Origin of the sequence: Acinetobacter johnsonii ANC 3681 (assembly GCF_000368805.1) — a bacterium.
GTDB lineage: Bacteria > Pseudomonadota > Gammaproteobacteria > Pseudomonadales > Moraxellaceae > Acinetobacter > Acinetobacter johnsonii.
Genome location: NZ_KB849705.1, coordinates 1,349,060 through 1,372,792 on the forward strand (window position 1 = coordinate 1,349,060; position 23,733 = coordinate 1,372,792).

A 23,733-nucleotide genomic window follows, 5' to 3' on the forward strand; every position below is an offset into this window, starting at 1 on the left:
ATTTTAAAGATTCATTGGAAAAATCATGAGCCAATTTGACAATGCCGCTGTTTCAGCGCATCTCTCCCATGTGCGTATTGTCATGGTCAATACCACACTCCCTGCGAACATTGGTAGCGCACTGCGCGCCATGAAAACAATGGGACTCTCAAAATTGGTTTTGGTTGCGCCAAAAACCTATCCACATCCCGATATCGATGCTTTGGCTGCGGGTGCAACTGATTTAATCAAGCAGATTGAAATCGTTGAAACCCTTGCCGATGCCATCAAAGACTGCCATTTAGTGTTTGGCACGAGTGCGCGTAGTCGTACCATTCCTTGGCCTTTGCTAGACGCACGTCCCGCGGCTGAAAAATCAATTTCAGCAGTGGTAAATGATCAGCAAGATGTTGCTGTTGTCTTTGGCCGTGAAGACCGCGGACTGACCAACGAAGAACTGGCCATGGCTAACTATCATGTCACCATTCCTGTAAATACAGACTATGGTGTACTAAATGTGGCTCAAGCCATTCAAGTGATTTGTTATGAAATGCGTATGGCAACTCTTGCTGCTGTAGAAAGCGCTGAAGATCAAGCTGCAACCATGCCTGTCACAGATACTGAGTCTATGCAATGGGATGAGCCTTTGGTCACCCATGAGCAAATGGAACAGTTCTACCCGCACATTGAAAAAATGTTGGCCGAGATTGAATTTTTAGACCCCAAAAATCCACGATTACTGCCTTTACGCTTGCGTCGTCTTTTTGGACGTATACAATTAGATCGTATGGAATATCATTTACTTCGTGGTATTTTTAGTCGTGTACAAGCCTTAAATAATGGCACATGGAAAAAGTCAAATACGGATCAAACAGAGGATCAATCTAATGCTTAAACAGCTCAAAGAAGATATACAAGCTGTATTCGCGCGCGATCCTGCGGCACGAAACACTTTAGAAGTTCTAACCACATATCCAGGCATTCATGCCTTGATCATGCACCGTATGGCGCATGAGTTATGGAAAAAAGAATGTAAAGGCTCAGCACGTTTATTGTCTTCTTTTAGCCGTTTTGCAACAGGTATTGAAATTCACCCAGGTGCTAAAATTGGTCGTCGTTTTTTTATTGACCATGGCATGGGCGTCGTGATTGGTGAAACCGCTGAAATTGGCGACGATGTGACCTTATATCATGGTGTCACTTTAGGTGGAACCACATGGAATAAAGGCAAACGTCACCCGACCTTAGAAGACGGCGTGGTGGTTGGTGCTGGTGCTAAAATTTTAGGCCCTTTTACTGTCGGTAAAAATGCGAAAGTCGGCTCAAATGCAGTCGTCACCAAAGCTGTTCCATCCGACACGACCGCAGTTGGCAACCCTGCACGCTTTATTTCTAAAGATAAACCGAAAGATGAAGCAGAAACACGTCGTCGCGATTATGCAGAAAGTATTGGTTTCCAACCTTATGCTGCAACGCAAGACCAGTCTGATCCAATTCTTGAAGGTATGCGTGTTCTACTTGACCGCATTCAGCTGAATGAGAAACGGATGAATACCCTTTGCCAACGTTTGTCTTTGCTTGATCCAACTTTTAAAAAGCAACAACAAAATGAACAACCCTTTAGTGCTGAAGAATTGAAAATTTTGGAAGATGTACGCCGCGAATGTGAAGCTCAAAGCCTGCCATCCAACGACTAAACATGAAAAGTGTTAGTTTTTGAAAACCTGCCTATAGCAAACCTTGCATGTTCATCAGAGTTTTTTTAGACTGACGAACATGCCTTTTATACCACTTCTTAAAATAATGAATGGAAGAACCTTATGATGCTTAAACCCTTAGCGGTTGCTGTTCTTGCTGTCTCGTTTTTAACAGCGTGTAGCTCAAACCCAACGAAGAACAATAGTGATACCATCGTTTTTACAGAGCCTGAATTAACTGCACCATTTTATGCACTCAATCCATTTAATTATGATGCGCCACCTCCATTTGAAATTAACTTAAAAAAAGCAGCGGCTCAACCCGTAACCAAAATGGAAGTGACTCGCTCTGACGACCCATCTAAAAAACTGCTTTTAGACACCAATAAGCTGATTATTCCGACCGTAAATAGCAAAGACCGTAAGTTGAAGTTTGCCGTACTGGCGGGCGACAATGAAGTCGACATTACTGAAATTGATGACTTCTTACAGTTGGTTGAAGGCAAAGCCCGTCACTACCCACCACGCTTTACAGAACGCCAAGAACGTAAAGGTTTTGAGTTAAAACTAAAAGAAGTGACACAACAGCTCGATACGTTAGCGTCGAAAGACAATGCTTCATTTGATGTACTGGTTCGTGCATTCAAAGCCAGCGTTATGGCACGTAATTTAGACCTCGGTTCAGTCTATACCACCAAGTCTTTGGCTTATGCACAGCGTATTTTAAAAATTAACCAAGAAGACCCTGAAGCAAACTTCTGGTTCGGTTTTGCTTTGTCTGAAGGTGGTGGTCAACGCGAAGCGATGCCATACCTCGATAAAGCAATGAAAGCTGGTGTTCAAGAAGCCTATTTAGCGACCGCAAATAACTACATCGCGATGGAACAAAAGAAAAATGCGGTGCAAACCTTGAAAAACTACAAGCTGAAATATCCACAAGAAGCTGAAGTTGCGGATCGCTTGATTAATGAAATTGAAAAACAAGGTCGTTGGAATGTTTGGCAAGTTCTAAATACTGCAAAATAATCCCATCACCTATGATGCACCTAAAAATAGACCGAATTTTCGGTCTATTTTTATTTTAGGCGAATTGATAAATCCGAGAATTATCGTATGATTTAAAAAATTCAAAAGAATAAACGGTAGTCGACGCTTTTTATGCCTAAATACATCCGTAGCACCTTGATGATGACCACTCTCGTTTCGCTTTTGAGTGGTTGCCAAGTGGTCAGTGTGAAAAATCAATCACTGAACGTCACGATTACCAATGAGCGTGAGAGTATTTTAACGCGGGATAAGCTCAGTGAAGCGAGTCTAAACGTGCTGTCTATGACAGGCCGAGAAGCCAAAATCTGTTCAGAGCAACCTGAAGAATGTGTCAGCGAACTCAAACAGATTCCACAAATTCAGGATGAACAGCTCCTCTCTACTGCCAGCGAACTGTATCTCGCTAAAGCACTTTCCTTAGAAAAATCATCTGCCTGTAAAGTGAGTATTTTAGCCAAGACACAGTCTGAAGAAAAACAGGCGCTACAAAAACAAAACTACCAAAACTGCCTAGATCAACAACTTGGCATGCTTGATAAAAGCATTCGCTATAGTTACGCCTACATGTTTAACACCAAACGTGGCCCGCAAGACCGTATTTTTGATAACCGACAAGTCCAACTCCGTGACTTTTATAACCAAGCTATCGCTAAACTTGTAAATAGTTATGGCCTACGCCATGGGCCATCTGAAGTCGGTAATCAAATCAAAGTGGGGCAAAGTATTTACCGTATTAATTATGACAACTACCCACTTCTAAAAAACCGTCAAGTTGAACAACTAATGTCAACTTACAATATGAACTTTTCAGGTCTGCGCTCTATCACACGTCGCGATGGTTTTGGTTCAGAGTTTCTGATTGTCCTCCCACCTGAGCACAATGACACCTCACCTGAAAAAGCCAAATATATTGTCGATCCACTGCATTATCAGTACACCAATGGTCGTAATCCTAACATTCACAATGCCCGTTATTTAGCAGCGACTATTACCGCACAGCCACGCTCTGCATCCAATATCGATGAAATCTTAAACAACCCTGAGTTTGAAATCTCAGCTTATGATCCCTACAAGTTTGAATCTGCGAAAATTGCAGGCAAAAGTTACCCTCTTGCTGCAAACTTTTCTGCGCCTTATGGCTTATGGTTAGCACAAAACAATTTAGGTAAAGCCGCGTATTTATCACTAATTGATCGTGATGCACGCCTCACCATGCCGCACCTATACATGCTTGAGCCGTACAACCCAAATAAAAAAGTGGTGGTGCTCGTTCACGGTCTAGCCAGTAGTCCAGAGGCATGGATTCGTTTGACGAATGATGTCATGGGCGACCCCGTGCTACGCGAGCACTATCAAGTCTGGCAAGTGTTCTACTCGACCAATATGCCAATTTTAGAAAGTCGTTTCCAAATCTATGCAATCATTCAACAAAGTTTTAATTTGGTCGACAGCAAAGCACCTGCCAAAAAGGATGCCGTGCTAGTGGGTCATAGTATGGGCGGCATTATTGCGCGGCTTTTGGTGAGCGATGCTGACTTAACCCCTGCTGCAATGAAACTGCTACCCAATCGACGTGTGCAACAATTTAAAAATGACCCTCTGTTTAAATCACGCCTCGACATCCAACCCATTCCAAACTTTAGTCGGGCCATTTTCTTAGCAGCACCACATCGTGGGACAGAGTTTGCTGACCGCTGGTTTACCCTTGCGGCACGTAAAGTCATTCGTCTACCAGGTGCATTTTTGGGGGCACTGACCGATGTTATACAAAGTAGTGACCCTGACCTACAAGCCTTCATTAAAGATGTCGATAATGGACTCATTCAAAATGGGCCAAGTGATCTCAGCAAAAACTCTAACTTTACTCGATTAACTAAAAATGTCGTTCCATACAAAGGCATGAAATTCCACAGCATTATGGGTAATGCGACCAAAAGTGATGACCTCAATATCATTACAGACGATGTTGTGCCTTATACGAGTGCCCATCTAGATGGTGCATTGTCTGAGAAGATTATTAAAGGGGGACATTCTATTCAAGAAACGCCTGAAGCCGTTCTTGAGTTACGTCGTATCCTGCGGTTGCACCTAACTGAACTCGGTCTGTATAAGCCTTAAACTTAAAAAGCCTAAACAGATGTTTAGGCTTTTTTATTTTTGCTTTACACCTAACGCCTACAGCAATAATCACTTGGCTGTTTAACAACTGTTCGCTTTATAGATGATTTATTGTTTAGTCGTTTTCAATTTTGCTAAGATATTGCCATTCATACAATAGCTGTTCATAGCGCATAAATACACACGGTAAGCGGTGTCGCTCGGTCTATTTTTATATTGTGCATTTTCAAAGATTTAAGGATTTTACCTACATGAGCAATTCGGGAATCATAACTGATTTGTCCACACTCACCCCTATGATGCAACAATATATGGGTGTCAAAATGCAACATCCGCACTCTTTGATGTTTTATCGTATGGGAGACTTCTATGAGCTATTCTTTGAAGATGCACACAAGGCCGCTAAACTTCTCGGAATTACCCTAACCCATCGTGGCAAAGCCAATGGTGAACCTATCCCTATGGCAGGCGTTCCTTACCACGCAGCTGAAGGCTACCTTGCTCGCTTGGTGAAAAAAGGCGAAACCGTCGTCATTTGCGAGCAAATTGGTGAGGTTACAGGTAAGGCCCCTGTTGAACGTGGCGTTGTCCGGATTATTACACCAGGTACGCTGACAGATGATGCCTTACTGACTGCACATCAAAGTTCAAACCTTGTGGCGCTTTGCATACAACAAAATGAAATTGGTATTGCATTGTTAGATTTAAGTGCAGGTTTATTCAAAGTTCAGCAACAAGAGTTTCAGCTTGAGCAACTCGGTATTGAACTGTCTCGTCTGATGCCAAGTGAAATTTTGGTCGATGAAAATATTGTCGACCCCAATATCATTGAACACATTAAAAAACTGCTCGACTGCCCTGTAACACGCCGTCCCAATGTCGACTTTAATTTAAACAATGCACAAAAAACCTTATGTGATCAGTTTGCAGTATCGACTTTAGCTGGTTTCGGTATTGACCATTTGCCGCTTGCCAAAGCAGCAGCAGCATCGCTGATTCATTATGCCAAAGAAACGCAAAAGACTGCCTTGCCGCATATTCGTTCGATTCAACTAGAACAAAGCAGTGATTTCATTGCGCTTGATCCTGTGACGCGGAAAAACTTAGAGTTGGTTGAGCCTCTGTTTGAACACGGCACGTCATTGTTCCAACTCATCAATGACTGTCAAACTGCAATGGGTGGACGTTTACTTAGTCGTACGCTGATGCAACCGTTACGTGATACCAAGCTCTTAGACGCACGTTTAGATGCCACCAAGAGTCTTGTGGATGGCTACCATGAATCGCCAGTCCGTTTAGTATTAAAAGAGATTGGAGACATCGAACGTGTCCTCAGTCGGGTGGCTTTAGGTAGTGCCCGTCCACGCGACTTAGTGCAGCTGCGTCAAGCCTGTGCGCAAGTCCCTTATTTACGTCATGCCATTCAGCCCGTGATCCAAAGCAAACAGTCCGCACTCATTACCCAATTGAATGAGGAATTGGGTGATTTCCATGGCTTACATCAACGTTTAATGTCTGCCATCGTTGAACATCCACCTGTGCTTTTACGAGATGGAAATGTGATAGCGGAAGGTTTTGATCATGAACTCGATGAACTGCGTAAAATCCGTGATCATGCAGGACAGTACTTGATCGACCTTGAAATTCAAGAACGTCAAAATACTGGAATTTCGACCTTAAAAATTGGTTATAACCGTGTCAGTGGGTATTATATTGAACTGACCCGTGCACAAGCCGAGCAAGCACCTGATCACTACATTCGTCGTCAAACCTTGAAAAATGCTGAGCGTTATATCACCCCTGAGCTAAAAACCTTTGAAGACAAAGTGCTTTCGAGTGAATCCCGTGCATTAGCTCGCGAAAAAATGCTGTTCGAAATGCTTTTAGATGAACTCCGCGCCGACATTGGTCATTTACAAATGATGAGTAGCGCTATTGCGCAGATCGACCTCTTAGCCAACTTTGCACATCAGGCTCGCTTACGTAATTGGTCACGTCCTGAGTATAGTCCTGAAATTGGGGTTAAAATTATTGCAGGACGTCATCCAGTGGTTGAGGCGTTGAACAAAGCCACATTTACACCGAATGACACGACACTTGATTTCAACCACCGTATGGCCATTATTACGGGTCCTAACATGGGCGGTAAATCAACCTTTATGCGTCAAACGGCTTTAATTAGCCTATTGGCCTATTGTGGCTCATATGTACCAGCCCAATCAGCAGTCTTAGGTCCTATTGATCGAATCTTTACCCGTATTGGTTCTGCAGATGACCTATCTACAGGCAAATCGACCTTTATGGTGGAAATGACTGAGACCTCGCAAATCCTACATCATGCAACCAATCAGTCGCTGGTTTTGATGGATGAAGTTGGTCGTGGCACCAGTACCTATGATGGTTTATCTTTGGCATGGGCTTGCGTACTCGACTTAACCAAACGCATTAAATGCTTATGTTTATTTGCCACACACTACTTTGAACTGACCGAGCTGGCGAAAGAAACTGCAATTGATAACTACCATGTCACTGCAAAAGAGCTCAATGGCAACCTCATTTTGTTACATAAAGTCCAACATGGGCCAGCGAGTCAAAGTCACGGCTTACAGGTAGCAAAATTGGCGGGTATTCCTGCCAGTGTGATCAAAGAAGCACAAAATCGTCTGAAAATTTTAGAGAAGCAACAACTGCAAAAACCTAAAGTCATTCAAAATGATTTGTTTGCCGCGATAGAAACACCTGAACTTGAAATCATTGAACGTGTGGTCGAAATTGAGAAACCTTCTGCCGCACTTGAACTACTCAAGAGCATTGATGTCGATAACTTAAGCCCACGTGAAGCTTTACAGCAGCTTTATGCATTAAAAGATCAGTTACATTCATAGTGGTTCTCTATTTTTGTAACCCATCTAGACCGTCAAAATGACGGTCTTTTTTATTGTCAAAAGCAGTTTTCAGCAGAATGTTCAGTTTTTATCAAATTTAACAGCCGTGCATATAACAAATATCAATAAAAGCAATTGTTAGTTGGTGCTGTTTTTGCCTAAAATACACATTAGTTATTAGAACCATATTTTTAGGTAGCCTTCGCCATGACCTTTGTTGTCACTGAAAATTGTATTAAATGTAAATATCAAGACTGCGTAGAAGTTTGTCCAGTAGACTGTTTCTATGAAGGTCCAAACTTTCTAGTGATCAATCCGGATGAATGTATCGATTGCGCACTTTGTGAACCTGAATGTCCAGCAAATGCAATTTTCTCTGAAGATGAACTGCCAGAAGGTCAAGAAGTATTTATTGAACTAAATGCTGAATTATCACAAACTTGGCCAAACATTACCCAAATTGGCGACCAACCTGCTGACCGTGAAGAATGGAACGGTAAAGCAGATAAGTTACAATACTTAGAAAAGTAAGCCAGAAAAAGATCAGCATAAGCTGATCTTTTTTTATACCTAAAACACACATTTGATTGCAATATTTCCAATTTTTCCTCACAAATTTGGATTAAAATAATAGCCGTATTTTTTAAATATTTGATTTCTATAATGAAGAAATTTTTAAAGGGATTATTTGCGGTTAGCATAATCCCCTTGGTGATGATTGGCTGTACGACTTCATCCCACAAAGGCCAGACCATCACAACTCCTGATGGAAAACGTATTTTTATCCCGCAAGAGAAAATTAGTTTTGACCGCCCTGCTCCACCTAAAATTATTCCTTATACCTACAATGCTTGGATGTCTGTCGGTGACACGCTAGCACGCGTACGTGAGTATGAAGTTTTTCTTGAACGCAATGGTGTGGGAAATATCATCCCAAGCTTTGAACTGCTCAGAACAGCACGTGACTGGCAAAAATGTGGTCGTTCACAATACATGATTCCGAACCGTGAACTTTGGAAAAACCAAATTGCGACCTTAAAAGTATTTAAATATTTAGTTGCAGCCAAAGTACTGACCGATTTTGAAGTCACTTCGGTTTATCGTGATCTGCCTTTAAACCAATGTGCTGGCGGTGCAAACTCGTCACGCCACTTATTCAATTCTGCCATCGATTTTCGAATTGGGTCTGAAAACCCGCAACCTGAAGATTATGCTTATATTGAAAATACAAAATATCGTCTATGCCAATTTTGGACCCAACATGGACAGAGCTTGAACATGGGCTTAGGTTTATATGCTTCTGGTCAGATTCACATTGATACCCAAGGATATCGCACATGGGGCCCAGACCTCAGTCGCAATTCTTCGATGTGTAGTTACTAGTTTTTAAAAATTAAAAGGGGGCAATATGACCTCTTTTTTTTTGAGCATTGATTTCAACAAATATGGTCGGAAAAATTGCACTCTGAAAATAAAAGTTTAAAATGCTCCACATCGCAACCAAGGTGAACATGCTATGCAACAAATGTGGACAGAGATTGATAACTATATCGATGCACATTTAATTCCTGAAGACCCCATTCTACTGCAAACTTTAGAAAATACAGAGAAGCATGGTTTTCCAGATCACTTAGCTGTTGCACCGAACCAAGGCATGCTTTTACAAATGCTGATTCAAATGAATCAATGTAAGCGCGTGCTAGAGCTTGGCACTTTTGCTGCCTATAGCACCATGTGGTTAGCGCGCGCTTTACCTGAAGACGGTTATATTTTAACGATTGAAGGGAGGGATACGCATGCCGCGATGGGTCAAGAAAATATCGACAAAGCTCAGCTCAAACAAACGGTTGAACTCAAATGTGGACGTGCAGCAGATATCCTTAAATCACTGCCGGCAGACATTGAACCTTTCGACTTTATTTTTATTGATGCAGATAAACAAAGCTACCCAGAGTATTTGGAATTAAGCCTGAACCTATCGCATTCAGGTACTTTGATTTTCCTCGATAACGTGATTCGTGCAGGCGATATTATCAATCCTGAAAATCACAAACCAAGTATTGAAGGGATTCGAGATATGTTCAAAGCGATGCAAAACCATCCGAAAATTTTGTCGTGCACCGCACTTCAAACGGTCGGTAGCAAAGGACATGATGGATTTGCCTTAGCTATTGTAAAATAAGCTAAAACTTAGATTAAAAAACAATCGATTAATTTAAGCTTATATAAATTATAAACTTACATTTACTGTCCATATAGTTATCCACAATTAATGCGGATAACTATGGATAAAACAGTTTCAATTTAGATAAATCACTCTAAATTAACGGGCGACCAGTAAAGGAACTTTGGCATTCCTAAAGATGGTGGTTGCAATGCTGCCCAAGAAGAACTGATGAATTTTACTGTGGCTGAATGCACCGAGTACAATCAATTGTATGCCATGCTCATTTTGGTATTCCAGAATATTCTCAGCCACGTCACCATAACGATATTCTGTAATCACATCTAAATTTGCATCTTTCAGATATTGTTCAGGCTCTCTTAAAATTTCAGGGTGGTCACCGACATAGACTAAATGGCATTGTAAGAGACGCAGTAGATCACTTTGCGCAATCCGTTTCATCATCTTCACACAGGTCGGTGAATACTCATAGGCAAAGATAAAGCGCGTAGGTGGCTTAAAGCTATCGCCTACCGTCATGACGGTACAGTTTGCGCCACGGATAAAGTTCTCAACATTACTGCCCAATGGTTTATTGCGTTCAGCCGATTTCTCACCCACACGGCCAATCACCACAATGTCATCTTCATGCAATAAGTTAAAACTTTGCTCTAGAAAGTCACCCTTTTCTTGAATATGCGTTGTATGTAGGCCATGCGTTTCGAGAATGAGTTTAGAAATATGATCGAGTAAATTATTGCTATAACTGAGCGCAAGTTCACTTTGTTTTTGCTCTAATTCAGCCAGCTCTTTGAGCAACATTGCATTGCTTTCAAATCCAATTACCCCGCTAATTTCACCTAAGTGATAACTTGCAGGATAATAATCCAAAACTTGTAAAAGGACCAATTCCCGCCCCGTCTGTTTTGCAATCCACGCCGCAGCTTCTGCTAGGGCATTGATACAAGGGGAAGAATCGATACATGCAATGACTCGTTTCATTATCGCCTCTCATTACACCGCATTTGGTATAAGGTCTCATTGTTGTTCTAAACTTAGCATATCTTTTTTTTTGATGGCAGGTTTTTATGTAATTAAGTATTGATAAATGTTCAATATTCTTTGATATCTTAATCACGTAAACGAATAAACTGAGCAGGATTGCCAGCAACAATCGATTGCTCCGCGATATCTTTGGTTACCATACTATTCATTCCCACCACTGCATGTGCACCAATTTTCACTCCATCTTTCACGCCCACATGCGCACCCAACCAAACATCCCGTCCAATTTCTATCCCTTGTGAACGCACAGGTTGTTGATAAATCGGATTACTGAGTGCCATGCCATGATCAAAGGCATATAAGTGACAATAAGCCGCAATACGCACTTGATCATGTAACTTAATCCCCACACGACCACCATCTAAAATACAATGGTGGTTGATCGCGACTTCGCTGCCAATATCTAAAGGCCCATGCAAAGTACAATCGGCAGCAATAAACGTGTTGTCCCCAATGACAATTTTTCGACCAGGCTCTGCAAATATGTGTGCCAATGGAGAAATAAAACAGTTTTGACCAATTTCAACGGTTTCCATTTCCATTAGATAAGCTTGGTATTCTTGCTGCCACTCTTCCGCCCACACGCGGTTTTTAGGCTTGAGCGACCAATACAACCAGGGCATATAGTTTAAGCGGTGCTTATGCTGCTCACGATATTTTAATAAGGGATCAGTCATGATGGTCATCCACAATTTTTAACGCTTCACGTCCACGGGTTACATCTTGTATTTTAAGTGCGAGCGCTTCAATCTGATGCACTTGTAATAATGCCTCTACAAGCACGCCATCCGCAGTATATTGCTCATTAAATTCAATCTGCTGGCTATTCAGCTCGTACTGGAAAATCGCCCATTCATTAAATTGGCAGGCAAAATACACTTTTTTCTTCTCAATAAGCTCTATTTTTTCAGCCAACAGTAAACACTGTCCTGCTGTTCCACCATAAGCACGTACCAGCCCGCCTGTACCTAACTTGACACCACCATACCAACGATTGACTAAAACCAAAATATTGGTTAGTTCATTGCCTTCAATGGTCGCTAAAATAGGACGACCTGCAGTACCTGAGGGTTCACCGTCATCATTAAAACGAACATTGTGGCCAATTTTCCATGCCCAGCACTGATGCGTGGTACTGATATCTTTATATTGCTCTAGAAAATCTTTAATGGCTTGTTCATTTTCTACAGGCACAGCAAAAGCTTGAAAACGACTTTTTTTAATGTCTTCTTCATAGCTCACTAAACTAGAGATGGTAAATGGCATAGCGTAATTTTTAAAAATTTCACAAAAAATTATAACGTATTTTCAATCAGCTATCGTATGAAAATGGCTTTTCGCTTTAAGCCGACACGAAATAAAGAGATATGCATACTGTGTAACATGCTGAAAAAGCGATTTCAAAAGGATGGCAGAGCTCGCAGTTTGAATATAAAGGGATGCCCTATTCTTAATTCAATACAAAGCGATGGATTAAAAATATTAGAGGGAAATCTGCGCCAATTATTTTCATTGACGCAGAAAAAGCTTATACAGTGAAGTCATCACCAAGGTAAACTTGACGCACGGTTTCATTGGCTAAGATTTCATCTGGAGAACCTTCAGCAATTACCGCACCCTCACTCACGATATAAGCACGTTCACAAATCGCCAAAGTCTCACGAACGTTATGATCCGTAATAAGAACGCCAATACCACGGTCTTTTAGAGTACGAATAATATCTTTAATGTCACCCACTGAAATTGGGTCAACCCCAGCAAAAGGCTCATCGAGTAACATAAATTTTGGATCGGCTGCCAGTGCACGTGCAATTTCAGCACGACGACGTTCACCACCAGACACACTCATACCCAATGAATCTTTAATATGGCTAATTTTAAAATCGGCCAGCAATTCATGCAAACGCTGTTTACGTTGTTCTTTGTTCAGGTCTTTACGCGTTTCCAAAATCGACATAATATTTTCAGAAATGGTGAGTTTTCTAAAAATTGAGGCTTCTTGAGGTAAGTAACCAATGCCTTTACGCGCACGTTCATGCATGGCCAAATCAGACATGTCTAGGTCATCAAGATGAATTTCACCTTTGTCCATACGCACCAGTCCAACCACCATGTAGAAGCTGGTGGTTTTCCCAGCACCATTAGGACCGAGCAAACCTACGATTTGTCCGCTTTGCATGCTAAAAGATACATCTTTCACTACCCAACGCTTACTGTAGTTTTTCGCGAGATGCTTAATACATAGGATTTGTGGCTGATTGAGAGTTTGCTCCATTAGTCACGCGCTCCCGGAAAGGACTGAGAACCTGAAGGTGGGATCACAATTTGAACACGACCACTCGACGAACCACTGCTGTTTGGTGTACCAATCGCTTCGATATCACCTTTGTTCATACTATAACGTAATGTATTACCACGAATACTGGCACCATCTTGTTCTAGAAGTGCGCTGCCTGATAAGGTAATAATGCCTGTTTCTGCATTATAAATAATTTTTTGCGCCTGACCTTTGGCAATACCCTTATTGGTACTGACCTGCTGCTGGAAACGTGCAGGCTTACCATTGGCCGTAATGGTGCTAATTTGGCGAGTTTGATTTAAATTGGCAACAATCGAATCCGCTTGTAGTTTCATCGTGCCTTGTTCAATGATGACATTGCCGGTGTACGTCGTTACACCCGTTTTTTCATTAAAAGTTGCACGATCTGCCACCAGCGAAATCGCTTTACTACGGTCACTTGGCAGCGCCAAAGCAAAAGTTGAAACAGCCACACCTAAACTCAGTGCAAGTGTTTGCTTGAGGAAAGTTTTCGAAATAGAAAATTTTGGATTATGGTTCATACTTCCCTCGAATATGGAAAAAGTCATATTGACCCGTATTTAAATTCGCTTTTAAGCCCTGACTGACAAATTCTGCTTGTGGTGTCGTGACAACCACTTGATGCTGAGATTCCAATTCACGCGTCTGTGGAAACGCGGTCAGTTCTGCAGTCTCAAACTGCATCTGACCTTGATCCAACATTTTCTTTGCAACCACTTGATTTGTCAGAACGACTTTTTCGTTGTCGTTGATACCATTGGCTTGCTCGGCATAGAAAGTCGCATCTACTTTTCCATCTTTATACATCTCAGCATTTAAGTTCTCTAACTTAGAGGTCTTCTTTTGCATGTCCTGCTCAAGACGGTCTACTTTTGCGCGGACGTATAAATTACCCTGCTCATCTGTTTGAGTCAGTTGGATCTGCTCAGCAGAATAGGTCATGCTTTGCGCACCATCGACCTCGAGCTTTTGCCCTTTTCCGCTGTAATAGTAATAACCACTACTGATAGCCGCAATGGCTACAGCAGTGATATATAAAACTTTAGTATCCATAAATGTTAACTAAACTCTCATGCATGCATACAGATTAATGCGGGACTGCGGTGTACTTTTCAAGTAAAGTTTCGTATACACCTTTGGCTTGTAAAATCATATCGCAGATTTCACGTACCGCGCCACGTCCACCCATCGCTTGAGTTACCAAATCGGCACGACGACGTACTTCTAAATGACCATTTGGCACGGTCACTTTCATGCCGGCAATAGCAAATGCAGATAGGTCAGGCCAGTCATCGCCCATGTATAAACAATCTTCGGGTGAAATACCAAATTTTGCACAAGCCTCGCGCAGTGCAACACCTTTGTCTTCACGGCCTTGATAAACAAGGTCTACGCCCAAATCAGACATCCGTTTTTCTACGATTTGACTTTTACGTCCTGTGATAATAATCACTTTCACACCAGCTTGCTGAACCAGTTTCATGCCTAAACCATCACGGATATCGAAAGATTTGATTTCGTCCCCCGAGTTGGTCAAAGTCACAAAACCATCACTTAAAATACCATCAACATCCAAAACTAGAGCTTCTACATAACGCGCTTGTTCTAACAAAATATAAGAAGCCATTTTTTAATTTACCCCAGCTTGAATCAGGTCATGCATACTCAAAACACCAATGACTTTATTGCTCTCATCAACAACGACAAATTGGTTAATTTTCTTTTCATTCATTCGCTCTAATGCTTCAACAGCACGTGCTTCCGGTGAAATCGTCAGCGGGCTCTTAATCATCACATCAGACACCGCCAAGTTCACATCAAAACCTTGCTGTTTATCAATCAAACGGCGTAAATCACCATCAGTAAAAATCCCCAATAGATGATCATTGTCATCCACAATTGTGGTTAAACCTAGGCGTTTGTTAGAGATTTCGTACAGAACTTTGTTCATTGCTGTATCTGGAGACACTTTCGGTAGTTCGTCTCCAGTGTGCATTAAATGCTTCACATGTAATAACAAGCGTTTACCCAAAGCACCCGCAGGATGCGAGCGTGCAAAGTCATCTGAAGTAAATCCACGTGCATCTAACAGTGCAACAGCCAATGCATCACCCAAAGCTAAAGTCGCCGTTGTACTCGATGTTGGTGCTAGACCTAATGGACAAGCTTCTTGAATATTGCCCAATGTCAGCGCCACATCAGCATTCTGTGGCATCGGCCCACGCTCATCACCACTGATAGTAATTAAAGGCACACCTAAATACTTAATCAAAGGCATCAGCATCATGATTTCATCACTCTTGCCCGAGTTTGAAATCGCAATCAGCACATCACCTGCAACCAACATCCCTAAATCACCATGCCCCGCTTCACCTGGGTGCATAAAGAATGATGGCGTACCTGTAGAGGCAAATGTGGCTGCCATTTTTCGGCCAATATGCCCTGATTTACCCATGCCAGTAATGACTAAGCGACCTTTGCACTTTAAGATAATTTCACAAGCACGGCTAAAACGATCATCGATTTGCTTAGCAAGTACCGAGAGTGCCTGACGTTCTATCTCTAGTGTTTCTAAAGCAACTTTTTGGAAATCAATGGGATTTGACATATTTTCAGAATTCAACGTTGTTTTACCTGAACCGTGTGACGAAATGAAACGTCAGCACATAAAAAATAATTTTCGCAATTTTATCATATCTCTGTAGACAACTAGCGCGGAAATCTTTGGATTTTCACAACATATCTACAAATGTGTTTTGCTGATGATGGAAGACCTTTGTTTCAAGTGCATATAGCTCGCTATCTTTTTATTATTTTTTCTTTCGGCCACGTATGACTGCACATCTTTCACGCTGAGAGGCTCTTATTAATTCCTTAACTTAAGTGAAATAAAAAGTAGCCGCCACAAAGCTAAACAATGTCGCTAATTCAATTATTTCAATACTGGCACCAATGGTATCTCCCGTCACACCACCAATACGCCGTATAAATTTATATCGTAAATACCACAGTACCAGATAAAACGTGGCAATCACCACAACACCAATCCATGCCCAATACAAAGCCACCAAAGGTATCAGCAGTAAAAGTGCCATTGCAATTGGTCGTGCTAAATGTTGGCCCAACTGGCTGCCGAGTCCTTTAGCACGCACATAGTCTGTGCTTAAAAAGAAAAATAGCGGCACAAGACGCCCTAAGACAGGAAATAAAATGAGTGTGCTATAACACTGCTGCTGCAATAACACATACAGTGCAGACCACTTTAATATGCATACAATGACAAGGCTGAGTACACCTATCGGCCCACAACTCGGATCTTTCATGATCTCAAGTGTGCGTGCTTTATCGCCAAAACCACCGACCCAAGCATCTGCGGTATCGGCCAAACCATCCAGATGCAAACCACCCGTCAGCCAAATCCATAGCACCAGAATCACACTGCTTAACAGCACAAGTGGCAAAGCATACAATAACAGGGTTATCCCATACAGAATGGCTCCTATGAGCAAACCCACCACAGGATAAAATAACAGTGCTTGCGCATTTTGCTGAGGCGTTGGCATTGTGCTTAAACGAACTGGAAACGTCGTTAAAAACTGCAGTGCAATCCAAAAAGGTGTCATTACACATCCTCACTTTGAATAAACTGAAGTTGTCCTTGATCGAATACAAAGCGGTTCAATTGTCCCAACTCTGCTGACATTTTTAAAAGATCGTTATCATTTTGCTTCAGCGCTTGGCATTTTAATAATTTGATTACGCCGCCATGAGAAATAATCAACGCCCGTTGCCAGCCCTGCTTATGCATTTGCTGGGTCAAGGTCTCTACAGACTCGAGAACACGGCTTTTAAATGCCAATAAGCTTTCTGCCTGAGGCGGTGTAAAACTTAACGGCGTTTGCCAAAATTGAGCCAATTCATCTGGAAAGAGTTGGTAGAGTCGCTCGGTCGGCTGAGCTTCCCATTCTCCAAAATCCATTTCTTGCAAATTCGGTTCTATATACAAAGGGAGCTGTTTTTGCTCCGCCCACTCCTCTGCAAACAGACGACAGCGCTGTAATGGTGAGCTATAAATGACATCCCACGCCTGACTAACCTGCTCAGCATGAGCAATAGTAGACTGCATTTGCATCCATCCTTTCGCCGTCAAAGCATCGTCCGTTTTACCCCGTAGAGTATGACTTAAGCTGGTTTCGCCGTGGCGCAGAAAATCTAAATACAACATCTCTAAACTTTCTCACCAATCACGGCTGCTTCAGCAAATGTCGCCATTTCATTATGTAAGCGACAGGCTAGCTTGATCAACCCCAGTGCGGCCCCTGCTCCACTGCCTTCACCTAAACGCAGATTCAGCTTCAATAAAGGCATCGCTTTAAGTTCTTCTAACAAACGTACATGACCATATTCAGCCGACTGATGCCCAAAGAGCATCCAAGCACGAACCTGTAGATTTAAGCGTACTGCGAGCAATGCCGAAACAGTACTGATAAACCCATCCACCACTATCGGTAGACCCAATTGTGCACAGCGAATATACGCAGCTGTCATGGCTGCAATTTCAAGTCCACCCACGGCACATAAGGCTTTAAACGGATCGTTCCCGACATATTGTGCATGCAATGCAAGTGCTTGGTCGATCACCTGTTTTTTATGTATTAATTGTTCAGTACGGATACCCGTTCCAACACCCGTGAGCTTTTCAGCGGGTTCAGCCAATAAAAAGCAAGCGACAGCTGAGGCTGAACAGGTATTTCCAATGCCCATCTCCCCCGCGACATAGATATCTGCCCCATAAGCGATGGCATCTTCCACACTTTTTTGCCCCAAAGCAAAAGCTGCTTCACATTCAGCTTCAGTCATGGCTTGGGTTTGAGCAAAGTTAGCCGTCCCCGCGCGGATGCAGTGGCGTTCAACCCCGACATATTCATAAGCTTCACCGACTGAACCACAGTCGATGACTTGTAACTTGGCTTGATACTCTTTGGCAATCACACTAATACACGCCCCGCCAGTTGCGAAGTTCTGCAACATTTGACGTGTCACCGCTTGTGGATAGGCAGAAATATTTTCCTCCATCACCCCATGATCACCTGCAAAAATCGTAATCCATGGGCGGTCAATCTTGGGTTGTACAGTATTTTGCAAACTTGCTAAAGTCACTACAACCGATTCAAGCTCCGACAATGATCCCGTTGGCTTGGTCAACTGTGACTGGCGTGCTAGGGCTTGAGCCAATACAGACTCACTCGGACTTTGACATGCTTCTAACCACCAATTCACACTTGTTCTCCTTTTAAAATCATTGGAAATCCTGCTACGCAGAACACCACTTTTTGAGCAATTTGACCTAACTGCTGATGCAATCGCCCTGTTTCATCAACAAAACGTCGGCTAATTTGTCCCATTGGAACCACACCTAGGCCTGTTTCATTACTCACTAAAATCAGCTCAGACTGTAAATTTCCTACAAGATCTAACAACTTCTGGCATTCTTGAACTTGCAAATCTGGGTCAGCATGCATCAGTAAATTACTCATCCATAAGGTCAGGCAATCAACCAAAATAGTTTGGTTTGGACGGTCTAATTTGACCAACTGCTCGGCAAGATAAGTGGGTTCCTCACACAGCCTCCAATCTTCGGGTCGTTGTTGCTGATGGTGTTGAATACGCGCTTGCATCTCCCCATCCAAGGCTTGTGCAGTTGCCACATAAACTACAGGCTGCGCCAGCTGTTGGGCAATCTGCTCCGCCAAACGGCTTTTCCCCGAACGTGCACCACCTAAAATCAGTTGCATTGCGCATTCCCCAATTCAATTTGCGTATGTGAAAACAATGACCCTTGTAGAACATGCGCCTGATAAAAGCCAAACTTGAGCTTTGAGACGTTTAAGCTATAGTGGATATCTTCTATTTCAGCCATACGTGCCAATACATGATCACTACTCACTGCTTCACGGTACAGGCCTACTGTAATATGCGGACAATAACTTAATGCTGCGATTTCCTGCGATGTATGCAGCAATGTTTTTCTAATTTTATCCAACACGCCTGCGGCATCATCCACTTTTAAAAATAAAGCACTTTCAAAACTATTTAATCCCCCCACCTGTAACTGAAAAGATTCTAGTTTTAAATTTTTCAGATGTTCAAACTGCTGAGTCAGTTGCGCTCGACTAAAGTCATCCGACTGTATCACCTGTTCAACCCAAAAACCCGCAACAAATAAGGTGATATGGAACTGCCGTTGGTTCGGTTGATAAAGTAAATCTGGGAACTGCTCACGAAGCTGAGTTAAATAGCCAATCAAAACGGGATCATCCACTTCAATATACCAAAGTGCATAGCGTTCTCGTCCCAAATGCCATTCAGGATAGTCTCGAGCTTCGGTCGGTACTACAGTGCTATTGGGTTGAAGAAACAAAATTTTATTCACAAATGAAGATGAATGATTTAAGCATATTTTTGTCAAAATTATGGTCTGACACACCGAGATAATTTCACATTTAAATGAATTATTTTCAACATACTCAAATTACAGGCATAAAAAAACCCCAAGTTAAACTTGAGGCTTTTTAAATTTTGGAGCGGGAAACGAGACTCGAACTCGCGACCCCAACCTTGGCAAGGTTGTGCTCTACCAACTGAGCTATTCCCGCAATATGGATGTGCATTATAGAGAGTTTCATCAAACTGTCAACACTCTATAATGCAATTGCTGAATTAATCAGCGCGGCGCCAGATTGTCCCTTGACGAGTGTCTTCCAAAACTACACCCTGATCTAACAAGGACTGACGAATTTCATCCGCTTCGGCAAATTCTTTGGCTTTTTTCGCATCTTGACGTTGTTGAATCAAATCTTCAATTTGCTCTTCAGACAAAGCCAACGCCTCTTGCCCAATATCAGACTTCAGGAACTCTTCAACATTGTGCTGAACCAAACCTAGAATATTGGTTAAATGACGTAAGGTTGCATAGTAAATCGCCGCTTGTTCCGCTTGTTGCTCTTTCACGGCACGGTTCAATTCTTTGTTGACTTCAAACAATACCGCAATGGCTTCAGCGGTATTGAAGTCATCACGCATGGCACTATTGAAACGCTCATGCAATGTTTCGTCTAAGGTATCGACTTGTGTATCACCATAGGCTTGTTGATAAGCTTTAAATGAATGATAGAAGCGTGACAGCGCTGTTTTTGCTTCTTTTAAAGCAACATCAGAGAAGTTCACAGGGCTACGATAGTGTGATGACACAATGAAGTAGCGAATCACTTCAGGATGGAACTTATCCATCACATCACGAATGGTAAAGAAATTGCCCAATGACTTCGACATTTTCTCGCCATCAACGTTGATGAAACCAACATGCATCCAGTAATTGACATACTGCTCGCCAGTTGAAGCCTCAGACTGTGCAATTTCATTTTCATGGTGCGGGAACATGAGGTCTGAACCACCACCATGAATGTCAAAATGGTTCCCTAGGCAGCAAGTCGACATCGCAGAACATTCAATATGCCAGCCCGGACGACCTTTGCCCCATGGCGAAGCCCATGCAGGTTCATTTTCTTTGGCATGTTTCCAAAGTACAAAGTCAAAGGGATGTTTTTTCTCAACTTCAACATCGACACGTTCAGATGCACCCGCTTGCATATCTTCCAGTTTACGTCCTGAAAGACGACCATATTTAGCAAATTTTTCCACTTGGAAATACACATCACCATTGGCAGATGGATAAGCTGTACCCTTTTCAACCAGATTACCAATCATGCTTTGCATTTGATCAATATAATCCGTCGCACGCGGTGCTTCATCTGGATGTAAACAACCTAGATTTTCAGCATCTTCATTCATCGCTTGAATAAAGCGGTCTGTCAGCTGCGTAATCGACTCGCCATTTTCATTGGCACGTTTAATGATTTTGTCGTCAATGTCGGTAATGTTACGTACATATTTAACGCTCCAACCTTGGCTACGCAGGAAGCGAATAATATAGTCAAATGCAACCATCACGCGCGCATGTCCAATATGACAGTAGTCATATACCGTCATACCGCAAACATACATATCAATATGCCCCTCAACACGAGGTACGAATTCTACTTTTTTGCGTTGCTCTGAGTTATATAGAACAAATGGTTGCATAGCGATTCAAAAGACTTCAAATATAAGAATGGATCATCTTAACCTAAGCATTATTTTTCATAAAGTTTTCAGAAGATTTTTCTTTCAATTATCTCGCCGCTTTTCATTTATACGCAACTATTTCCAAATTTCCATTATCCAAATCTTAAACGGGTTACCGGTAAATATTGGCATTGCATGATGCATTTACTAGGGATGAACATGTACATGCTCGCAATGCTCATGGCTATGAGGTTTTGGCGCTTCATGATCTGTTCGAATACAACAGCCCTCGACATACTGACTGGTACCATCCACATAAAACTCCTCTTTCCACACAGGAACTTCATGTTTCACCCGTTCCACCGCTTCCTCGCAGGCTTGGAAGGCTTCACGGCGGTGCGCGGCATAAGCCATCGCAATAATGGCAGTATCACCAATATCTAAAGCGCCAATGCGATGCACCACCCGAACATAAGACACGCCATATTTTAATTGGATCTCTTGTTCAATTTGACGAATCATTTTTTCAGCGACAGGTGCATAAGCGGTATATTTCAATGCTTTTACAGCTTTACCTTGATGGTGATTCCGCACCGTACCAATGAATATGCCTATGCCGCCGCACTCAGGAAAATGTTGGATGCCATCAAAGTCATTTTGACTAAAAACCACGGTTTGAATCCGCGGAAATTGTTTTAATTCCATCTCAACCTCCTGCCACAGGGGACAACAACACCAAAGTACAATCTCGACTTAAAATGGTCTGCCTTGGAATAATGTCTTCACCGATTGCACAGGCACAGCGCTCCAATAACGTGTGGACAGCTGGGTATTGAGCAACGAGATCCTTTAAAACCACCGTAACCGATGAATCAGGCTCACATTGCAGCGTTAAATTGGGTGGTAACTGACGTTCAATCGCACCAAAAGCTTCAATCTTCACTCTAATCAAGTTATTTAACTCCTGAGTCATCCTAACCTCCAATCATATGCATACTGATTTTTCGCACAGGCTGATGCAACTGCTGTTTTTGAATGGCATGAAAACCTTGCTCTTTATGCCAAACATAAGTTGAAAGTTTACTTTCTAAAACAAAGGATTCGTGCTGATTGAGTTGGGCAAGTTGTTGAATGTCTGACTTTAAATTTAAACCTTGCTTGGCAAAAAGACAATTATAAAACTCACCCTGTGCATTCAACCGCAGTCGATCACACTCCCCACAAAACGAGTTGCTAATGGTGGAGATAATCCCAACCTTCTCACCATCTACCCGATAACTACGTGCTGGATTGGCGCCTTGTCCTTCAAGCACTTGCACCGTAAATTGCGAGCTGAGTTGGGACAAAATCTCTTGTTCAGTGACGACATCGGCTTGCGACCAATTTTGATCGCCATCCAAAGGCATAAACTCAATAAAACGCAGTTCTACCTTTTGCTGCTTTGCCCACTGCACCAAAGGAACAATTTGATCGTCATTGATACCTTTCATCAGAACGGTATTGATTTTGATGTTAAAACCAAGCTGTTGTGCAGCCTGAATGCCTTCCAGCACTGTATGTAGTTGTTTTTTTGTGAGGTGTTGAAATTGCTCGGCATCTAGACTGTCTAGACTAATATTTAAATCATCTAACCCTACTTGCTTTAAAGCAACGGCATATTGTTTTAAATAATGACCATTGGTGGTCATGGAAATACGCTTCAGCCCCTGCTTTTTTAGGCTTTGTAGTTGTTCGATAAAATGCACCACACCTTGGCGCATCAACGGTTCACCCCCCGTGATACGAATTTGCTCAATGCCATGCTGCACCATCAATTTGCAAAAATGATAAAGTTCTTCAAAACTGAGCAAGTCGTGTTTTTTCATCCATTCGGGATGTTCGGGCATGCAATAGACGCATTTAAAATTACAACGATCCGTCACCGAGATTCGTAGTTTGCGCTTTTCACGTCCAAACTGATCTTGGAATACTTTAACTACGGATACATGGGTCATGCTTTTCATCTGTCTTGCCTATGCATCCTTTGTGCTATGCGGGTGCAATTCACATCTCGCGCCCTATTTTCTGAAGTATAATTTGCAATAACTGTTCCAACTTTGCGCACTTTCTAAATTTTGAGTATTTTCAGTTCACCGCCGTAATGAGTGATCACTGCTACATACGTTCAATATCTAAATAAGATAATGCCTTCCCCTAAATCTATTTCAAATGATTGTTTTTATAATAAATTTAATATCAATATGAATACTTATTTGGTTCTTTTATAGATTTATATTTAACAGTCAAATCGGTTTATGGCAACTTCTTCTGCTCTCGACACAAACCTCCTCTCTT

General features: G+C 42.1%; 25 protein-coding genes and 1 tRNA gene. 8 read left to right on the forward strand and 18 right to left on the reverse strand.

Features of this window, described 5'->3' with window-relative positions; all coding sequences use genetic code 11:
• The first annotated feature begins 25 nt into the window (after positions 1-25).
• From F946_RS10635 to F946_RS10670, 8 genes are all read left to right on the forward strand, one after another.
• The gene (locus F946_RS10635; protein ID WP_004982098.1) at positions 26-874 is read left to right on the forward strand and encodes an RNA methyltransferase; all 849 of its coding nucleotides are present in this window, start codon (positions 26-28) and stop codon (positions 872-874) included.
• A complete protein-coding gene (cysE, locus tag F946_RS10640) occupies positions 867-1,676 on the forward strand; it encodes a serine O-acetyltransferase (RefSeq protein WP_004982100.1) in 810 nt (269 codons plus the stop codon). The genes F946_RS10635 and cysE overlap by 8 nt, the downstream gene beginning before the upstream one ends.
• Before the next feature lie 123 nt (positions 1,677-1,799).
• Positions 1,800-2,702, forward strand: a complete 903-nt coding sequence (locus tag F946_RS10645) for an ABUW_2363 family tetratricopeptide repeat lipoprotein (RefSeq protein ID WP_004982101.1) — start codon at positions 1,800-1,802, stop codon at positions 2,700-2,702.
• A 132-nt stretch (positions 2,703-2,834) separates the two neighbouring features.
• Positions 2,835-4,841: an esterase/lipase family protein gene (locus F946_RS10650; RefSeq protein ID WP_004982102.1), complete on the forward strand. Its 2,007-nt coding sequence runs from the start codon at positions 2,835-2,837 to the stop codon at positions 4,839-4,841.
• A 251-nt stretch (positions 4,842-5,092) separates the two neighbouring features.
• Positions 5,093-7,726: a DNA mismatch repair protein MutS gene (gene mutS, locus F946_RS10655; protein ID WP_004982104.1), complete on the forward strand. Its 2,634-nt coding sequence runs from the start codon at positions 5,093-5,095 to the stop codon at positions 7,724-7,726.
• A gap of 207 nt (positions 7,727-7,933) precedes the next feature.
• Positions 7,934-8,257, forward strand: coding sequence for a ferredoxin FdxA (fdxA, locus tag F946_RS10660; protein WP_004696359.1), 324 nt, complete (start codon positions 7,934-7,936; stop codon positions 8,255-8,257).
• Between the two features lie 132 nt (positions 8,258-8,389).
• Complete coding sequence (locus F946_RS10665) at positions 8,390-9,109, forward strand: D-Ala-D-Ala carboxypeptidase family metallohydrolase (protein ID WP_004982106.1); 720 nt, start codon at positions 8,390-8,392, stop codon at positions 9,107-9,109.
• Positions 9,110-9,242: 133 nt separating this feature from the next.
• Complete coding sequence (locus F946_RS10670; RefSeq protein WP_004982107.1) at positions 9,243-9,908, forward strand: O-methyltransferase; 666 nt, start codon at positions 9,243-9,245, stop codon at positions 9,906-9,908.
• Positions 9,909-10,049: 141 nt separating this feature from the next.
• Here F946_RS10670 and F946_RS10675 read toward each other — a convergent pair whose 3' ends face one another.
• The 18 genes from F946_RS10675 to moaA all read right to left on the reverse strand — a co-directional run bounded on the left by F946_RS10675 (position 10,050) and on the right by moaA (position 23,402).
• The gene (locus F946_RS10675; protein ID WP_004696353.1) at positions 10,050-10,892 is read right to left on the reverse strand and encodes a universal stress protein; all 843 of its coding nucleotides are present in this window, start codon (positions 10,890-10,892) and stop codon (positions 10,050-10,052) included.
• Between the two features lie 128 nt (positions 10,893-11,020).
• Positions 11,021-11,632 (reverse strand): acyltransferase, encoded by a 612-nt coding sequence (locus F946_RS10680; RefSeq protein WP_004982112.1) that lies wholly within the window; start codon positions 11,630-11,632, stop codon positions 11,021-11,023.
• The gene (locus F946_RS10685; protein WP_004982113.1) at positions 11,625-12,221 is read right to left on the reverse strand and encodes an IMPACT family protein; all 597 of its coding nucleotides are present in this window, start codon (positions 12,219-12,221) and stop codon (positions 11,625-11,627) included. Before F946_RS10685 ends, F946_RS10680 begins: the two co-directional genes overlap by 8 nt.
• 262 nt (positions 12,222-12,483) lie before the next feature.
• On the reverse strand, positions 12,484-13,230 hold the full coding sequence (gene lptB / locus F946_RS10695) for an LPS export ABC transporter ATP-binding protein (protein WP_004982115.1): 747 nt from the start codon (positions 13,228-13,230) through the stop codon (positions 12,484-12,486).
• Positions 13,230-13,796 carry a lipopolysaccharide transport periplasmic protein LptA gene (lptA, locus tag F946_RS10700; protein WP_004982118.1) on the reverse strand — a complete coding sequence of 189 codons (567 nt, stop codon included), beginning with the start codon at positions 13,794-13,796 and terminating at the stop codon, positions 13,230-13,232. Before lptA ends, lptB begins: the two co-directional genes overlap by 1 nt.
• Positions 13,786-14,328 carry an LPS export ABC transporter periplasmic protein LptC gene (gene lptC / locus F946_RS10705; protein WP_004982120.1) on the reverse strand — a complete coding sequence of 181 codons (543 nt, stop codon included), beginning with the start codon at positions 14,326-14,328 and terminating at the stop codon, positions 13,786-13,788. Before lptC ends, lptA begins: the two co-directional genes overlap by 11 nt.
• A gap of 34 nt (positions 14,329-14,362) precedes the next feature.
• The gene (locus F946_RS10710) at positions 14,363-14,902 is read right to left on the reverse strand and encodes a KdsC family phosphatase (RefSeq protein WP_004982122.1); all 540 of its coding nucleotides are present in this window, start codon (positions 14,900-14,902) and stop codon (positions 14,363-14,365) included.
• A gap of 3 nt (positions 14,903-14,905) precedes the next feature.
• Positions 14,906-15,883 (reverse strand): KpsF/GutQ family sugar-phosphate isomerase, encoded by a 978-nt coding sequence (locus F946_RS10715; protein WP_004982125.1) that lies wholly within the window; start codon positions 15,881-15,883, stop codon positions 14,906-14,908.
• A 271-nt stretch (positions 15,884-16,154) separates the two neighbouring features.
• Entirely contained in the window at positions 16,155-16,898 is a 744-nt protein-coding gene (locus tag F946_RS10720) for an adenosylcobinamide-GDP ribazoletransferase (RefSeq protein WP_004982127.1), read from the reverse strand.
• Positions 16,898-17,500 (reverse strand): histidine phosphatase family protein, encoded by a 603-nt coding sequence (locus tag F946_RS10725; RefSeq protein WP_004982129.1) that lies wholly within the window; start codon positions 17,498-17,500, stop codon positions 16,898-16,900. Before F946_RS10725 ends, F946_RS10720 begins: the two co-directional genes overlap by 1 nt.
• A gap of 2 nt (positions 17,501-17,502) precedes the next feature.
• Positions 17,503-18,555 (reverse strand): nicotinate-nucleotide--dimethylbenzimidazole phosphoribosyltransferase, encoded by a 1,053-nt coding sequence (gene cobT / locus F946_RS10730; RefSeq protein WP_004982132.1) that lies wholly within the window; start codon positions 18,553-18,555, stop codon positions 17,503-17,505.
• The gene (gene cobU / locus F946_RS10735; RefSeq protein WP_004982152.1) at positions 18,552-19,070 is read right to left on the reverse strand and encodes a bifunctional adenosylcobinamide kinase/adenosylcobinamide-phosphate guanylyltransferase; all 519 of its coding nucleotides are present in this window, start codon (positions 19,068-19,070) and stop codon (positions 18,552-18,554) included. Before cobU ends, cobT begins: the two co-directional genes overlap by 4 nt.
• Positions 19,061-19,708, reverse strand: a complete 648-nt coding sequence (locus tag F946_RS10740; protein WP_004982154.1) for a 2'-5' RNA ligase family protein — start codon at positions 19,706-19,708, stop codon at positions 19,061-19,063. The genes cobU and F946_RS10740 overlap by 10 nt, the downstream gene beginning before the upstream one ends.
• A gap of 147 nt (positions 19,709-19,855) precedes the next feature.
• Positions 19,856-19,931, reverse strand: a tRNA-Gly gene (locus F946_RS10745).
• A 64-nt stretch (positions 19,932-19,995) separates the two neighbouring features.
• Positions 19,996-21,417 (reverse strand): cysteine--tRNA ligase, encoded by a 1,422-nt coding sequence (cysS, locus tag F946_RS10750; protein ID WP_004982156.1) that lies wholly within the window; start codon positions 21,415-21,417, stop codon positions 19,996-19,998.
• A 189-nt stretch (positions 21,418-21,606) separates the two neighbouring features.
• Positions 21,607-22,104 (reverse strand): molybdenum cofactor biosynthesis protein MoaE, encoded by a 498-nt coding sequence (locus F946_RS10755; protein WP_004982157.1) that lies wholly within the window; start codon positions 22,102-22,104, stop codon positions 21,607-21,609.
• Between the two features lies 1 nt (position 22,105).
• Positions 22,106-22,372 (reverse strand): MoaD/ThiS family protein, encoded by a 267-nt coding sequence (locus tag F946_RS10760; RefSeq protein ID WP_004982159.1) that lies wholly within the window; start codon positions 22,370-22,372, stop codon positions 22,106-22,108.
• Position 22,373: 1 nt separating this feature from the next.
• Positions 22,374-23,402 (reverse strand): GTP 3',8-cyclase MoaA, encoded by a 1,029-nt coding sequence (moaA, locus tag F946_RS10765; protein ID WP_004982161.1) that lies wholly within the window; start codon positions 23,400-23,402, stop codon positions 22,374-22,376.
• Positions 23,403-23,733 lie beyond the last annotated feature (331 nt).

Excerpts from the sequence above, each read along its gene's own strand:
- F946_RS10635 (WP_004982098.1), top strand. The coding sequence starts at position 26 with ATGAGCCAATTTGACAATGCCGCTGTTTCAGCGCATCTCTCCCATGTG.
- cysE (WP_004982100.1), top strand. The coding sequence starts at position 867 with ATGCTTAAACAGCTCAAAGAAGATATACAAGCTGTATTCGCGCGCGAT.
- F946_RS10645 (WP_004982101.1), top strand. The coding sequence starts at position 1,800 with ATGATGCTTAAACCCTTAGCGGTTGCTGTTCTTGCTGTCTCGTTTTTA.
- F946_RS10650 (WP_004982102.1), top strand. The coding sequence starts at position 2,835 with ATGCCTAAATACATCCGTAGCACCTTGATGATGACCACTCTCGTTTCG.
- mutS (WP_004982104.1), top strand. The coding sequence starts at position 5,093 with ATGAGCAATTCGGGAATCATAACTGATTTGTCCACACTCACCCCTATG.
- fdxA (WP_004696359.1), top strand. The coding sequence starts at position 7,934 with ATGACCTTTGTTGTCACTGAAAATTGTATTAAATGTAAATATCAAGAC.
- F946_RS10665 (WP_004982106.1), top strand. The coding sequence starts at position 8,390 with ATGAAGAAATTTTTAAAGGGATTATTTGCGGTTAGCATAATCCCCTTG.
- F946_RS10670 (WP_004982107.1), top strand. The coding sequence starts at position 9,243 with ATGCAACAAATGTGGACAGAGATTGATAACTATATCGATGCACATTTA.
- F946_RS10675 (WP_004696353.1), bottom strand. The coding sequence starts at position 10,892 with ATGAAACGAGTCATTGCATGTATCGATTCTTCCCCTTGTATCAATGCC.
- F946_RS10680 (WP_004982112.1), bottom strand. The coding sequence starts at position 11,632 with ATGACTGATCCCTTATTAAAATATCGTGAGCAGCATAAGCACCGCTTA.
- F946_RS10685 (WP_004982113.1), bottom strand. The coding sequence starts at position 12,221 with ATGCCATTTACCATCTCTAGTTTAGTGAGCTATGAAGAAGACATTAAA.
- lptB (WP_004982115.1), bottom strand. The coding sequence starts at position 13,230 with ATGGAGCAAACTCTCAATCAGCCACAAATCCTATGTATTAAGCATCTC.
- lptA (WP_004982118.1), bottom strand. The coding sequence starts at position 13,796 with ATGAACCATAATCCAAAATTTTCTATTTCGAAAACTTTCCTCAAGCAA.
- lptC (WP_004982120.1), bottom strand. The coding sequence starts at position 14,328 with ATGGATACTAAAGTTTTATATATCACTGCTGTAGCCATTGCGGCTATC.
- F946_RS10710 (WP_004982122.1), bottom strand. The coding sequence starts at position 14,902 with ATGGCTTCTTATATTTTGTTAGAACAAGCGCGTTATGTAGAAGCTCTA.
- F946_RS10715 (WP_004982125.1), bottom strand. The coding sequence starts at position 15,883 with ATGTCAAATCCCATTGATTTCCAAAAAGTTGCTTTAGAAACACTAGAG.
- F946_RS10720 (WP_004982127.1), bottom strand. The coding sequence starts at position 16,898 with ATGACACCTTTTTGGATTGCACTGCAGTTTTTAACGACGTTTCCAGTT.
- F946_RS10725 (WP_004982129.1), bottom strand. The coding sequence starts at position 17,500 with ATGTTGTATTTAGATTTTCTGCGCCACGGCGAAACCAGCTTAAGTCAT.
- cobU (WP_004982152.1), bottom strand. The coding sequence starts at position 19,070 with ATGCAACTGATTTTAGGTGGTGCACGTTCGGGGAAAAGCCGTTTGGCG.
- cysS (WP_004982156.1), bottom strand. The coding sequence starts at position 21,417 with ATGCAACCATTTGTTCTATATAACTCAGAGCAACGCAAAAAAGTAGAA.
- F946_RS10755 (WP_004982157.1), bottom strand. The coding sequence starts at position 22,104 with ATGGAATTAAAACAATTTCCGCGGATTCAAACCGTGGTTTTTAGTCAA.
- F946_RS10760 (WP_004982159.1), bottom strand. The coding sequence starts at position 22,372 with ATGACTCAGGAGTTAAATAACTTGATTAGAGTGAAGATTGAAGCTTTT.
- moaA (WP_004982161.1), bottom strand. The coding sequence starts at position 23,402 with ATGAAAAGCATGACCCATGTATCCGTAGTTAAAGTATTCCAAGATCAG.